This window comes from Pseudodesulfovibrio sediminis (assembly GCF_020886695.1).
GTDB lineage: Bacteria > Desulfobacterota > Desulfovibrionia > Desulfovibrionales > Desulfovibrionaceae > Pseudodesulfovibrio > Pseudodesulfovibrio sediminis.
Window position 1 is genome coordinate 3,671,240 of record NZ_AP024485.1, and the last position, 12,725, is coordinate 3,683,964.

Sequence of the window (12,725 nt, forward strand, 5' to 3'; positions counted from 1 at the left end):
GTGTGTCCTTTGAACTATGAATGCGGAACAGTGTCCCGTTGTTGTGCCCAGTTAATTCCCGGCTTCCAGATGCAGCAGTCGATGCACGGTTTCTATGCCGAGCAGGAGGCGCATGGTCGGGCGTGATACGAGATGTTCATCCACCAGAAATATGTTGCCGCTCAATGTGGCCTTGATGCGAGAGGCAGCCGGAAAGGTCCTGATCTGTTTGACGGAAACCTGATTCATGGCACCATATTGCGCTAGATACACGTCAATGTCTTTCCCCTTGTTCAGGAGACGTTCCAGCCCGTAGCTGGCGATATTGGTCCCGCGCTTCGGGCGTGCGTCAGTGGCCACGTTGATGCCACCGGCCATTTCCAGCACGAACAAGGGCATGGAACCGGGGGAGAACGTTGAAATATTGCGATGTACAGACTCGAAAAATACGTTGGGGCGGTCTTCCATGGGCACGGTTTCCAGTCGGGCTTCGGCCTGCATGATACGGCTTTTGAATTCTTCCACCATGGCTTCAGCCTGTACTTCCCGACCGGTCAGTCTGCCCAGGGAGCGCCAGTATGCATACATTTCCGGGATGGAGTTTGGCTGGAAAGAGAGAACCGTTATACCGTGTTTTTTGAGGGCAGCCCAGAGGCCGGGATATCCCCGTGACAACATGGGGCGGATAAGCACCAGGTCAGGCTTTGCGGCCAGCAGCTTTTCTACGCCGTCGCGGGCATTCAAGGTCGGTTTTTCAAGGGCGTTTGCAGGGTAGTCTTCGCCTTTGGAGACAGCGATGATCTCACGCTCCAGCCCGAGTTTGAACAGGTTTTCGGTATGGGCCGCATACAGCGAGATGATGCGCTTGAAGGGCGTGTTGAATGTAATGGTTTTGCCGGTACTGTCCGTGACGGTCTGGCCAAAGGCCGTTGTACAGAACAGCAGGGCAAAACAGAGCGAGAGAAAAAAACGGGTCACTATACTTCCTTTACATAGACGATCTGTAGTCCGGCTTTTGTCTCGTGCAGTGCAGCGCGGACTCTGAAGACGGTTTCAATGGAGTCTTGATTGAGCGTCTCGGTGACGTCTCCTTGAGCGTGGACGCGGCCCTTGTGCAGCATGACGATGCGGTCACAGAAACGAGCCGCCAGATTGAGATCGTGCAAGACCGCTATGATGGTCCGATTCTTTGTGTGGGCCAGACGTTTCAGCTCTGTCATGGTCGTCAGTGCGTGACGAATATCCATGGAGGAGGTGGGTTCGTCCAACAGCAGGGCAGGTGTCTCCTGAGCCAGTCCTCTGGCTACGACTGCGCGCTGTTTTTCGCCGCCGGAGAGGTCGGCTAGCACACGGTCATGCAGCTTGTCGAGGTCCATCTTGTCAATGCTCGCAGTGACCATGGCATAATCAGCGTCTGTGGGGCGTGCCAATCTGGGGATATGGGGGTGGCGTCCCATGAGCACTGTCTCATGGACTGTGAAGGGAAAATTGAAATCCAGCTCCTGAGGCACCAGCGCGCACAGCCTTGACAGTGTGGCCGGGGAAAGAGCGGTCAGGGGGATATCATTGAGGTGTATGGTCCCTGTGCCGGGTCTGAGGTGGCCTGAGAGCAAAGCAAGCAGGGTGGATTTTCCTGACCCGTTGGGGCCGACCACGCCATGTACCATCCCCGGTTCAAAGGTGAGGTCGAGGTTGCTCAGGACAGGGGTGTCGGCGTAGCCGAAATGGACCCCGTGTAATTTGAAGGTTGCGTTAGCCACGGCGCATCCTTCGTGTGCGAGTGAAAATCCAGCAGAAGATGGGGCCGCCGATCAGGGCCGTGAGGACGCCGATGGGCACCTCATGCGGCAGGATGGCGCGGGTGCATGTGTCTGCGGCCAGCAGGAGAATGGCGCCACCCAGGCCAGATGCCGGGAGCAGCCAGCGATTGTCCGGGCCAAGGATCATGCGCATGAGATGGGGGATGATCAGGCCCACGAACCCGATGACGCCGGATACCGAGACGCAGACCGCACTGATCAGGGAAGCCGTGATCAGGAGCAGGAGGCGAACCCGCCCTGTGTCTACCCCCAGGCTTTTTGCAGACCGGGAGCCAAGGCTCATGATATTCAGGTCGCGTCCGTAAAAAAGACAGAGTGTGAAGCCGACAAGCGTGATTCCGCCTGTGAGCATGGCATCCAGCCAGGAGCGGGCGGCAAAGCTCCCCATGAGCCAGAAGACGATGGCTGAAACCCGTTCGTCGGCCAGATATTTGATGAAGCTGATACCGGCGGACAGGATGGCCGAGACTATGACTCCGGCCAGAATGAGGTTGGCAGGAGAGAGCTCCCCGTCACGCCCGGACATGGCAAGGACCGCGAACAGCGTGGCGGTTGCGCCCAGAAACGCCATGAGGACCAGCGTGGACGGTCCGAGAAAGGAAAGCCCCAGAAGCAGGCTCACGGCCGCTCCCAGCGCGGCGCCGGACGACACCCCCAAAGTGAAAGGGTCAGCCAGCGGGTTGAGGAGCAAGCCTTGAAAGACCACGCCTGCCACGGCTAGGCCGAAGCCCACGAAGAGGGACGTCATGATCCGGGGGAGCCGTACTTCGAAGACGATGCTTGCCTTGAGGGGATCGACGGAATCCGCCGCCCCGCGCAATCCATCCAAAAATATGGTGATGATCTCACCGGGCGCGATGGAGATGAACCCCATGCTGGTGGCGAGGATCACCAGACCTGCCAGCCCAGAGGCCAGAAGCAGGAGGATGGATGTACGGGAGACGGCGGTCATTATTCGTTAAGGCAGCAGATGCGTCTGGCCCATGGCGTCTTTGAGGTGGCGCACATAGATGTCAGCCCAGGCATCCATCATGCCGAGGCCTTGCAAATCGGTCGTGACCGTGAATTTCTCCTTTTTCAACAACTGCAACCAGGAGTCGTCTTCGGGGCCGGCCATATCGTTGGTGGCGTGATCGCCTGCCACGATCATGAAGGGCTTGAGCAGGATCGCGGTCTTGCCTGCGTCCTTCAGCGCTGTGAGCATGTAATTGAAATCCGGGAATCCTTCGACGCAGGCAATGAAAATGGGATACTCGTAGGTGCGCTGCATTTCACGCTGGAATTCGGCATACGCTCCGGTGGAGTAGAAGTCGTTGCCATGCCCCATATACACGAGCGCTGCATTCATTTTCTTGGCTTTGTCGACATCCTGTTTGAGTGCTTTGGCGGCGATCTTGAGGTCTTCGGTGTACGGATAGACAGTGCCGGAAATGCCCAGCGCGGGGCGGCCCAGTCTCAGGCGTTCAAAGGGGGCGTTTTTGCTTTTGACGGTGCGGATGGAGCGCAGACCGATGAGCATCTCCTTGAGATCGGAGAATTCTTCGCCGGAATACACATGCAGGGATTGTACGGAGATGTCCTTGAAGCCCATATCGCTCAGCTCAGTGACGGTTGCCAGAGGGCTTTTTACGTACATGATGGTTTTGGGGATCCCGGGATGTTCCTTTTGCCAGGCCGGGTCGCCCTGCCGTTCATGCCAGATGTCGCGGATGATGCTGGAAGTGAAGGCCAGCTTGACGGGAATGTCTGGGTTGGCGGTCTGCACTTTTTTCTGAATGTTCAGGATGGACTCCAGCGCGCTGGGGTAGCTGGTGCCAAAGGCAGCCAGAACAATGGCCTTTTTGGTGGGACCATCCGTGCCATGACCGGCGAGAGCCGGGGTCATCAGCAAAAGAACAAGAGCGCAGGCGAGCAGGACTGCAGGGAGTCTGTTGAAGCTCATGATTTCTCCTTGAGGAGTGGGCAAGTAGGAAATGAAAAACCCCTCCCTCTGAATAATACGAGGAAGGGGAACCGTTTTTTCCCTTCAATGCCTGTGAGTGGTAAGCCCTCGTACCACCGAGGCAAAACCTGGACAATCGCACTGACTGCATGGAGATGCAGAGTCATGTCAGTGAGTCTAGGCAGGTCTTCCGGCTGGTTTCTCCTGCTTTCGCCTTCCCGGAATATATCCAGTGGCGCTATGAAAGCGGTTCAACGAAACGTCACGGCGGCGGGTCCGCTCCCGATTTGCACGGGATTCCCTATTAAGCCCACGGGGCACCAAGAAACTCGTAACTATGCTTGTCAGGCTTATGTTGTCAAGGATTCTCGGGCGTCTCGTTCAATGCGTGCCTGGAAGTGTTTGATCATTTCTTCGGTGTCGATGACCAGCGCGTCGGATTCACCCATCATGCCGTAGCCGAGGATGGGAATATGGAAAATCTGTTCTACCGGAACGGTGAATCCGGTGATGACGACCTGCTGTTGCTTGAGGACTTCATCCACCAGGATCGCCCCTTTGTAGTCGCCGACGCGCACGACAATTGCCTGTGTCATTTCGATGTTGTCGATCTCCGGCGTCAAGTCGAGAAGGTCGGCCAATCTGAGCAGGGAGTGAATTTCACCACGCACATCCACGGTTTCGCGGCCGTCCGGCAATTCCACGACATCGTTGAGGCGGGGCATATATATTTCCACGACATCCCGGCTGGGAACGATGAACGTATCACCACCCACCTTGCAGACCAGAGCGTCCACAATGCCTTCGTTGGCCGAGCGGTCCAGGGGGATGGATATGGTAAAGGCCGCCCCGTGTCCCAGTTCGCTTTCGATGGAGACATCACCATCCAGTGTGACCTTGATGGCGTTGACAACAGCATCCATGCCCACGCCTCGACCGGAAACGTCCGTGATTGTTTCGGCAGTGGAGAAGCCGCTTTGGAGCACGAACTGGAGTATTTCCTTGGGATCGTCGTATTCCTTTCCTTCTTCGGTCAGTCCTTTTTCCTCGGCTTTGGCGAGAATCCTGACAGGGTCGAGGCCTTTGCCGTCGTCCTTGACCTGGATATAGGCTGTGTCTCCCTTGCGCCATGCGGACAGCGTAACCACACCTGTCGCGTTCTTGCCGGCTGCCTTGCGACCTTCTGGGTCTTCAAGGCCGTGGTCGACAGCATTTCTGAGGAGGTGAACCAGCGGCTCGTTGAGAGATTCCACTATGGTCTTGTCCAGAGCCAGATCGTCTCCCTTGACCTGGAAGTCGAGTTTTTTGTTGATCTTCTGGCTGAGGCTTTTCACCAACCTGTGCATGGGCATGAAAATTTGTTTCAGCGGCACCAGTCGAATGGAATTGACTTCCTTCTGGAGTTTACTGATCACGTTGTCTAGTTCGCGCAGTGATGAGGCGACCTGACTCATGTTTGTTGCACCACCCTGCGCAATGACAGCGTAGGTGACCATGAGCTTGCCCACCAGTTCAATGACTCGATCCAGAGAGTCGGTTGCCACACGAATGGAGGCGATGGCAGAAGTCCCAGTCTTGGCATCTGCTTTTGGCTTGGGCTTTTCTTCTTTTTGCTTTTCCGGTTCGCTTGTCTCTTCAACCTCTGCTTCAGCCTCGGCTGTGGGCGGCTCTTCAAAGGCTTTTGCGGCTTCCTCTTCCGACTCTTCAATTTTAGGGGCGGCAGTGGACTTTGTCTCGATTTTGGCGAGGGCTTCAGCTCCTTCATCGAGCACGCCGCCCAGAGCGAAGAAAAATTTCTTGTGCGCTTCGCAGATGCCGAGCATGGCGGTAATGATTTCCTGGCTGGGCGGGGTGATACCGTCTTTGAGCATGTCCAGAATGGCAACGACGCCAACGGACGAGAGTCTAATGCTCGACAACCCGAGTGCATCGACGGCTTCTCCGGCTCCGTTGCCGGTAGTTTCCACGTCGAGGATTTGTTTTTCTATGTCCTCGATGCACTGAATAATGCTGTCTTGCATGTCGTCCCCTTATTGAGCAGTAAAATAGGTCTCTTCATCAGTGTAGATGGAGATTGTTTTGTCAAATCTCCACGCATATAAAGTCTGCTTGGCGTCCGGTGAAAGGTTGCAGGCTGCGATCTTGAACGTGGTGCCCATGCTTGCGACTGCGCCCCACGCACCGGACCCGAATGTCAGGACTTGCGCCAGGTCAAGCAAAATGGAGTCGCCCGGTTCGATGAACAGAATTGCCGAGATGATCGGTTTGAAATGCCCGTCCAGATGAACGCGGGGATCCTTGACCCTGATTATGGTCACGCCATCGCGCGTTTCCACATCCACACCGGCACCGAGCGCCTTCTCTTCAACCTGTCCGCTGGAGGAAGCTTCGGTGATAAGGGCAAGGACTTCTTCCTGCTCCTCTTCATCCAGGTTGCCCTCTCGCAATTGTTCAAGGACCTGAAAAATCATGTTGATGCCGCGCTGGAGCAGAGTGATGTTGTGCGAGTTGACCTCAACTTCGCCAGCCTGCACCTTTTTCAGAAAATCCTCAATCTTGTGAGTAAAATGCGAAGCTTCCTCAAAGCCCGGCATGAAGCCGGTCACGCCTTTGATGGTGTGCAACGGGCGAGCAAGAATTTCGATGCCTTCACCGAGGTCATCGCCCTCAAGCATTTCAAGCCCCTCCATCACCTGAGGGTAGTATTTGTCGTTGACCTCGGAGAAGAACTCCTCAACCATCGGGTCTTCGCTCATTTCTGATCCTTGTTTATTTGCTCAAAAGTCCGAGCTTTTCCAGTTCGTTGTACAGTTTGTCCTTGGCGACTGGTTTTACCAGATATGCTGATGCCCCGCCGTCATAAAATGTTTTGATGACTGTCTGCGGGTCATCCAGGGCGGTCGTCATGATGACTTTTGCCTTGGGCGTATAGTTGTTTTCTTCCTCAAGCGTTCGAATCTTTTGTAACGCCTCAATTCCATCAACCTCCGGCATCATGATATCCATGAGGATCAATTCATAAGGCCTGTTTTCGACATGGCTGAGTTTGAAGGCCTCCACGGCCTCCCGACCATTGACCACTATGTCGACATCAAAGAGGGTCATGAGAAATGAGCGCAACACTTTGCGACTTAAAAATTCGTCTTCAACTATGAGTGCACGCATTGCTTTCCTCGTTGGCGATCACTTTATTTAATTATTACATAATACTTTCTTACTAAAAATAAAAAAAAGTCAATATGATGATAAAATTTATCACAGGTTAAGATGGAAGCTGTGCTTTGCAGGTCTCTTGATAAATCAAAACAGATCACTTGCCAATCTACTTCATAATCGGTACCAACCCGTCATGACACGTGAAATCACTGACAAACGCAAAGCGCGTATCGATGCGGTTCTGGCCAAACGTCAGAAGGATCTGACTTTGGTAATAGATAATATATGGGATCCCCATAATGTCTCGGCTGTTTTGCGCAGTTGTGACGCTTTTGGCGTGGCTGGGGTGCATTTGTATTACACCACGTCTCAATGGCCGGACCTTGGAAAGAAGAGCTCCGCATCGGCCAAAAAGTGGATCAATCGCACCCGGCATTTGGATGCCTCAACCATGGTCGCGGGATTGCGCGATCAGGGGATGCAGGTTCTCAGGACCGGTTTTTCCGAAACGGCCCGTCCGGTCATGGATTTTGATTTCACTCGCCCGACAGCGATTATTTTGAGTAATGAACACAGGGGGACTTCCCCTGAATTGGCTGAACTCATTTCAGACGAGATATATATTCCGATGTATGGTATGGTGCAGTCCTTTAATGTGTCTGTGGCTGCAGCGATCATACTTTCCCAGGCTTCCTCACAGCGTGCTCAGGCTGGTATGTATGATACACCCTCATTCTCGGCAGAAGAACTCGAACAACTCAAAGCTGAATGGTACACACGATAGGAGATTGAAATGCACAATTTGCTCAAGACCCTTGAGGCTGGAGAACTGATAATTTATCCAACGGAAACATTGTATGGTCTCGGGTGTGATGCAACCAAAGAAAAGGCCTGTGCCCTGGTGGCGGATATCAAGGGGAGAGCCGGGAGCAAACCGCTGCCTCTGATCATAGGCAGCATGGAAATGCTCAATCTGGTCTCCAACGAAATTTCATCGTCTCTACTCAATCTGGCCAAGAACTTTTGGCCCGGTCCTCTCTCCATTCTGGTCAAAGCGGCTCCTGAGTTGCCCTCCCTGCTCTCCGATGAGGATGGGTATACCTCTGTCAGGTGGAGCGGGCATCCGTTTGCTGCAGAACTGTCCAGGCGGTTGAAGAAGCCCCTCGTGTCCACTTCTGCCAATTTTTCCGGCAAGCCGCCGGTGGCCCTGCCGGAAGATCTTGACCCCGAGTTGATCGATAAGGTGGGGGCCATCTATCTTGATCCGCCGTGGCCCAAAGGCGACAAGCCTTCGACCGTTGTCCGCCTGATAGGTTCCAGTCAGGTCGAGGTCCTTCGTCAGGGGGCGGTCACAGTCACCAAGTTGTGTGAAAAGGGTTTTACTGTCTCTGTGAAATAAATATAAGGGGCTGTATTTAGTCTTTATCCTGGGGTACGTTTCAATTCATGAGAGAAAAAGAACCAGTGATAATGAAAGAAGATGACTCCAGGTCAACCATTCTCATTGTCGAAGGCAGCCGTTACATCTGCGCCGAGCTCGAACGGCGGATTAGTCAAGAGCTTGGTTTTGACACGCACATTTGCCAGACTCAGGCAGCTGCGTTGGAATATCTTGACGCCCGCGCTGACACGGTCTTTCTGGCCATTCTCGGGCTGACACTGCCCGACTCCTCCGAAGGAGAGATCGTGGATCTCTTTTGCGGCAGGAATATTCCCACTCTCGTGTTTACGGCCAACATGGACTCGCTCATCCGCGAGGAGATGTTGTGCAAGAGTATTCTTGATTATGTCATCAAGGATCCCAACGCGGTATCCAACATTATCGAATATATCCGTCTGCTCAGAACAAACCAGCAGGTCAGGATACTTGTCGTGGAGGACTCAAAGAGTTTTCGCAAATTCCTCCATGATATTCTGAGTCGCCAAATGTATGACGTGGTGGCTGTGGAAGACGCTGAAATCGGTATGGAGCTTCTGAAAGACAACGATTTTACGCTTGCTGTTGTCGACTATGAATTGCCGGGAATGAACGGAGTGGAATTCACCAGACAGGCGCGCATGCAGTATCGCAAGGATGAACTTGCGATACTGGGGATATCCAATTCCGATGAACCCATGCTCACTGTCAGATACCTGAAAGGCGGGGCAAATGATTTTCTTGCCAAGCCGTTTGAGGTTGAGGAGTTGTTGGGTCGGGCAAGACAAAGCGTGGAAAATATCGTGACCATGCGTAATTATAAGAACGCCATTGCTGTCAAGAATCGCTTTCTTGGCATGGCGTCACACGATCTGCGTAGTCCGATCAACGGTATCAAAGGGTTCACCGAGTTGTTGCTGGAAGGGGTCTTTGGCGAGATGTCCGAAGAGCAGCGCGAGGCGTTGGAGAACATCAGGAGTGCCAATGAGCATATGCTTGCTCTTGTGGTGGATTTACTTGATCTCGTGGTTATCGAAGCGGGTGAACTGCAGCTCCATAAGACCCGGGCCAGTCTGATCGATAGTATCGCCTTGCGTATTCGCATACATTCCGTGAGCGCGAGGAAAAAGCATATTTCCATTTCTACAGAGTGTGATGATCCGGGCGAGTTCGAATTTGACACCAGCCGTATCGGTCAGGTCATGGACAACCTGTTGTCCAATGCCCTGAAGTTTACCCCGGATGGGGGCAGTGTGTTCGTGACGCTGTGCCAGCGCAACGGCATGGCCGAAGTGTGTGTGCGTGACAGTGGACAGGGCATTCCTCCGGGTGAGGAAGATCTGTTGTTTCAGTCATTTCAGAAGACCAGTGTTCGTCCTACTGCCGGGGAACAGTCTACCGGTCTCGGCCTGCCCATTGTCAAAACCATTGTTGAAAAGCACGGCGGGACCGTCTGGGTGGAGAGTGAATACGGTCAGGGCGCCGCTTTTTGTTTTTCATTTCCAATGGGTCTTGAGTCGTAAAAAATCCTGTACCGCCTCCTCCCGTAAAGAGCGGGTTTTCTCAGAAGAGTAAAAAAAGTTGTACGCATTTCTTTGGATAGTACTTTGGGGTTAGATTTTATTGTGTGTCGTATAGTGTTGTAATATATGGATTAAAAATACATATTGTAGAAGAGGAGAGCTTGGCACGGCCGTTGCTAATATAGCTGCATACTTCTTCTTTTCTTTTGCACACGAGAAATACAAGGCTTCACCGAATATATCGGTGGAGCCCTTCTCGTATGGTGTACGTTTTTTTTGCGGAGTGACAGAGCGGTGTTAAAAAAACTGTACCGCCTGTTACCGGAAACTGGGGGTTTTGGGTGAAAGGTTAAAAATCTTGTACTGATTGCATGCAGGTGAATCGGGGTACACATACTTTTCATAAAATATAAATCCTTGAAATAGAGTGTGTTAACAATAATATTGGTTGGAAATGTTGGCTTGGCATGACAGTTGCTTGTATAAGAGTATTCTACTTCCTTTCTTTTGCACACGAGAAACACAAGGCTTCACCGGTTGGACCGATGAAGCCTTTCTCGTATGGTTTTTGTTAAATATTTATTTCAAATAATATCAAGCAATTATCGTTATTCCACTTGTCGTGTTGAGTTCGTCAGGTAAGCCAATTTGCTGTGCTGAATAGACGCAATTCGAATATGTCGATGGGTTAAAAAAATTGAATTGCCCGCACATCCGGTTGACTTGACCGAGCGGTTCAGGGAGAGTCCGATAGTACTTTTGACCTGGAGACGAAGCATGGAAAGCAAGACGCCGTGTCCTCATTGCGGAAAGGATATTATCGGATACAAGAACCCCACCCCCACAGTGGATGTCGTCATTCATATGAAGAATGGCACGCCCGAAGGGGACGGAGTTGTCCTTATTGAGCGCATGAATCCTCCGTACGGATGGGCTTTGCCCGGTGGGTTCGTGGATTATGGAGAGACCTGCGAACAGGCCGCAGTGCGCGAAATGAAAGAGGAGACCGGCCTCGACGTGGAGTTGACCGGTTTGCTTGGTGTCTATTCGGACCCCAACCGTGACCCTCGCCAGCATACCCTGAGTGTGACCTACATCGGCATCCCGCTCAATCCTGACGAGCTGGCCGCTGGCGACGATGCTGCCAAGGCGCAGGTCTTCCCTTTGGGGAAGTGGCCTGAGCTGGCTTTCGATCACGAGGTCATCCTGAACGATTTCCTTGCCAGTTTGGCTAACTCATAGATTGTAATTGGATATGAATGTGAAAACGCTGTGTATAACCATTGGTGATCCCTGTGGCCTAGGTCCTGAATTGGTGGTCCGCCACTTTATGGATGAGCCGGAATCGATGGAACGTATTTTGTTGATTGGTCCCGGCGCTGCTTTGGATCGGGTCTCTGCCCGATTGGATGCGGATTTTTCCTATGAAGTCGTCGAGGTGCCTGGTGATGTCCGAAGCAGGGACGCGGGGTTGTATCTTTATGAACCGCCGCAGCTTGCGGGAGGGGATTTCCCGGAAGGTGTGGCCTGTACCGAAGGTGGACGTGCCGCAGGTGTCAGTCTGGATGTTGCGGTGGACGTGCTCAAGGGCGGGATCGCTGATGGTCTGGTCACATGTCCGTTGAACAAGGCCATGCTTCAATCCGCAGGGTTCAATTTCCCCGGACACACGGAATTTCTGGCTGAAAAGTTGGGCGTGGGGGCGGACAAGGTCTGCATGCACCTGTGCGGGCACGACCCGGAAGATGATGCGCCCAAACTCAGGGTCAGTCTGGTTACCACCCATCCGGCTCTGCGCGAAGTGCCGGGGCTGGTCACGCAGGAGCGCATCCTGCATTGCCTCCGACTGACCGCCGATTTTGTGCGGACACTGGGATTGTCCGGCCCGGTGGGCGTGTGCGGTCTTAATCCGCATGCGGGAGAGTCCGGGAAGATCGGCGACGAAGAGACGCGCATTGTCATTCCTGCCCTGGAGGCCGCCAAAGCAGAAGGCCTCGACGTGGTCGGCCCCATTCCGGGAGACACCATCTTTCATTTCGCTGCCAAGGGTGACTACCCGGCAGTGCTGGCCATGTATCACGATCAGGGACTCGCTCCACTGAAGCTGCTGCATTTTAGTCAGGCCGTGAACGTCACATTGGGCCTGCCGTATCCGCGCACATCGCCGGATCATGGTACAGGCTATGATCTGGTCGGCACGGGCAAGGCGTCCATAAAGAGTTTTCAGGCCGCCCTTGATATGGCGCGTGCTCTGGTCAGCAGCAAAGGGGGCCAGGCATGAGTAAGCGCTATATACTGCTTGATAGGGACGGGACCATCATTTTTGACAAGCACTACCTGAGCGACCCGGATGGCGTGGAGTTGTTGCCCGGAGCAGTGGAAGGGCTCAAGCTCATGCAGGCTATGGGATATGGGCTGGTCGTGCTGACCAACCAGTCCGGTGTCGGGCGTGGGTATTATGATGTGGCTTCGGTCAATGCCTGCAACGGGCGAATGATGGAACTGTTGGGCGAGTACGGGATTACTGTTGATGGCGTGTTTTTCTGTCCGCATGAGCCTGAAGCGCAGTGCTCATGCCGCAAGCCCGCATCCGGTCTTATGGATCAGGCTGCCGCAGCACACGGATTCAATCCGCAGGAAGCCTTCATGATTGGCGACAAGGAAGCCGATATGGGGGTAGGACGGGCCACTGGAGCGACCACCATTCTGGTGCGGACAGGTAAAGGCGCAGCCCATGAAGAGCGGTGCCGCGATAGCGCCGACTATGTGGTTGACGACCTGGTAGGCGCAGCAAATATTATCAAGTCACTTGGATGAGTGTTGTATTTCCGTCTCGTCTGGCTGATACAGTCAAAAAAAAGGGTTCCTGAACAGGAACCCTTTTGGGT

Annotated in this window: 13 protein-coding genes and 1 riboswitch; of the genes, 6 read left to right on the forward strand and 7 right to left on the reverse strand. The window is 53.5% G+C overall.

Annotated features, from left to right (window positions below):
• Positions 1-51: 51 nt before the first annotated feature.
• The 7 genes from SRBAKS_RS17285 to SRBAKS_RS17315 all read right to left on the reverse strand — a co-directional run bounded on the left by SRBAKS_RS17285 (position 52) and on the right by SRBAKS_RS17315 (position 6,906).
• Positions 52-957 carry an ABC transporter substrate-binding protein gene (locus tag SRBAKS_RS17285; RefSeq protein ID WP_229592136.1) on the reverse strand — a complete coding sequence of 302 codons (906 nt, stop codon included), beginning with the start codon at positions 955-957 and terminating at the stop codon, positions 52-54.
• Positions 957-1,739: an ABC transporter ATP-binding protein gene (locus SRBAKS_RS17290; RefSeq protein ID WP_229592137.1), complete on the reverse strand. Its 783-nt coding sequence runs from the start codon at positions 1,737-1,739 to the stop codon at positions 957-959. The genes SRBAKS_RS17285 and SRBAKS_RS17290 overlap by 1 nt, the downstream gene beginning before the upstream one ends.
• Positions 1,732-2,751 (reverse strand): FecCD family ABC transporter permease, encoded by a 1,020-nt coding sequence (locus SRBAKS_RS17295; RefSeq protein ID WP_229592138.1) that lies wholly within the window; start codon positions 2,749-2,751, stop codon positions 1,732-1,734. The genes SRBAKS_RS17290 and SRBAKS_RS17295 overlap by 8 nt, the downstream gene beginning before the upstream one ends.
• A 6-nt stretch (positions 2,752-2,757) precedes the next feature.
• Complete coding sequence (locus SRBAKS_RS17300; RefSeq protein ID WP_229592139.1) at positions 2,758-3,741, reverse strand: sirohydrochlorin cobaltochelatase; 984 nt, start codon at positions 3,739-3,741, stop codon at positions 2,758-2,760.
• Positions 3,742-3,904: 163 nt separating this feature from the next.
• Positions 3,905-4,081, reverse strand: a riboswitch (cobalamin riboswitch).
• 10 nt (positions 4,082-4,091) lie between these two features.
• A complete protein-coding gene (locus SRBAKS_RS17305) occupies positions 4,092-5,762 on the reverse strand; it encodes a chemotaxis protein CheA (RefSeq protein WP_229592140.1) in 1,671 nt (556 codons plus the stop codon).
• A 9-nt stretch (positions 5,763-5,771) separates the two neighbouring features.
• On the reverse strand, positions 5,772-6,497 hold the full coding sequence (locus tag SRBAKS_RS17310) for an Hpt domain-containing protein (RefSeq protein ID WP_229592141.1): 726 nt from the start codon (positions 6,495-6,497) through the stop codon (positions 5,772-5,774).
• Positions 6,498-6,510: 13 nt separating this feature from the next.
• Entirely contained in the window at positions 6,511-6,906 is a 396-nt protein-coding gene (locus SRBAKS_RS17315) for a response regulator (RefSeq protein ID WP_229592142.1), read from the reverse strand.
• Between the two features lie 184 nt (positions 6,907-7,090).
• Here SRBAKS_RS17315 and SRBAKS_RS17320 point away from each other — a divergent pair, with 184 nt between their 5' ends.
• The 6 genes from SRBAKS_RS17320 to SRBAKS_RS17345 all read left to right on the forward strand — a co-directional run bounded on the left by SRBAKS_RS17320 (position 7,091) and on the right by SRBAKS_RS17345 (position 12,654).
• Positions 7,091-7,681 (forward strand): TrmH family RNA methyltransferase, encoded by a 591-nt coding sequence (locus SRBAKS_RS17320; protein WP_229592143.1) that lies wholly within the window; start codon positions 7,091-7,093, stop codon positions 7,679-7,681.
• A 9-nt stretch (positions 7,682-7,690) separates the two neighbouring features.
• On the forward strand, positions 7,691-8,296 hold the full coding sequence (locus tag SRBAKS_RS17325) for an L-threonylcarbamoyladenylate synthase (protein WP_229592144.1): 606 nt from the start codon (positions 7,691-7,693) through the stop codon (positions 8,294-8,296).
• Between the two features lie 71 nt (positions 8,297-8,367).
• Positions 8,368-9,837, forward strand: coding sequence for a hybrid sensor histidine kinase/response regulator (locus SRBAKS_RS17330; protein WP_229592145.1), 1,470 nt, complete (start codon positions 8,368-8,370; stop codon positions 9,835-9,837).
• A 777-nt stretch (positions 9,838-10,614) separates the two neighbouring features.
• Complete coding sequence (locus SRBAKS_RS17335) at positions 10,615-11,079, forward strand: NUDIX domain-containing protein (protein ID WP_229592146.1); 465 nt, start codon at positions 10,615-10,617, stop codon at positions 11,077-11,079.
• A gap of 13 nt (positions 11,080-11,092) precedes the next feature.
• Positions 11,093-12,118, forward strand: a complete 1,026-nt coding sequence (gene pdxA, locus SRBAKS_RS17340) for a 4-hydroxythreonine-4-phosphate dehydrogenase PdxA (RefSeq protein ID WP_229592147.1) — start codon at positions 11,093-11,095, stop codon at positions 12,116-12,118.
• On the forward strand, positions 12,115-12,654 hold the full coding sequence (locus SRBAKS_RS17345; RefSeq protein ID WP_229592148.1) for a D-glycero-alpha-D-manno-heptose-1,7-bisphosphate 7-phosphatase: 540 nt from the start codon (positions 12,115-12,117) through the stop codon (positions 12,652-12,654). Before pdxA ends, SRBAKS_RS17345 begins: the two co-directional genes overlap by 4 nt.
• The last annotated feature ends 71 nt before the right edge of the window (positions 12,655-12,725 follow it).

Coding starts and splice junctions, on each gene's coding strand:
- SRBAKS_RS17295 (WP_229592138.1), bottom strand. CDS start 2,751: ATGACCGCCGTCTCCCGTACATCCATCCTCCTGCTTCTGGCCTCTGGG.
- SRBAKS_RS17300 (WP_229592139.1), bottom strand. CDS start 3,741: ATGAGCTTCAACAGACTCCCTGCAGTCCTGCTCGCCTGCGCTCTTGTT.
- SRBAKS_RS17305 (WP_229592140.1), bottom strand. CDS start 5,762: ATGCAAGACAGCATTATTCAGTGCATCGAGGACATAGAAAAACAAATC.
- SRBAKS_RS17310 (WP_229592141.1), bottom strand. CDS start 6,497: ATGAGCGAAGACCCGATGGTTGAGGAGTTCTTCTCCGAGGTCAACGAC.
- SRBAKS_RS17315 (WP_229592142.1), bottom strand. CDS start 6,906: ATGCGTGCACTCATAGTTGAAGACGAATTTTTAAGTCGCAAAGTGTTG.
- SRBAKS_RS17320 (WP_229592143.1), top strand. CDS start 7,091: ATGACACGTGAAATCACTGACAAACGCAAAGCGCGTATCGATGCGGTT.
- SRBAKS_RS17325 (WP_229592144.1), top strand. CDS start 7,691: ATGCACAATTTGCTCAAGACCCTTGAGGCTGGAGAACTGATAATTTAT.
- SRBAKS_RS17330 (WP_229592145.1), top strand. CDS start 8,368: ATGAAAGAAGATGACTCCAGGTCAACCATTCTCATTGTCGAAGGCAGC.
- SRBAKS_RS17335 (WP_229592146.1), top strand. CDS start 10,615: ATGGAAAGCAAGACGCCGTGTCCTCATTGCGGAAAGGATATTATCGGA.
- pdxA (WP_229592147.1), top strand. CDS start 11,093: ATGAATGTGAAAACGCTGTGTATAACCATTGGTGATCCCTGTGGCCTA.
- SRBAKS_RS17345 (WP_229592148.1), top strand. CDS start 12,115: ATGAGTAAGCGCTATATACTGCTTGATAGGGACGGGACCATCATTTTT.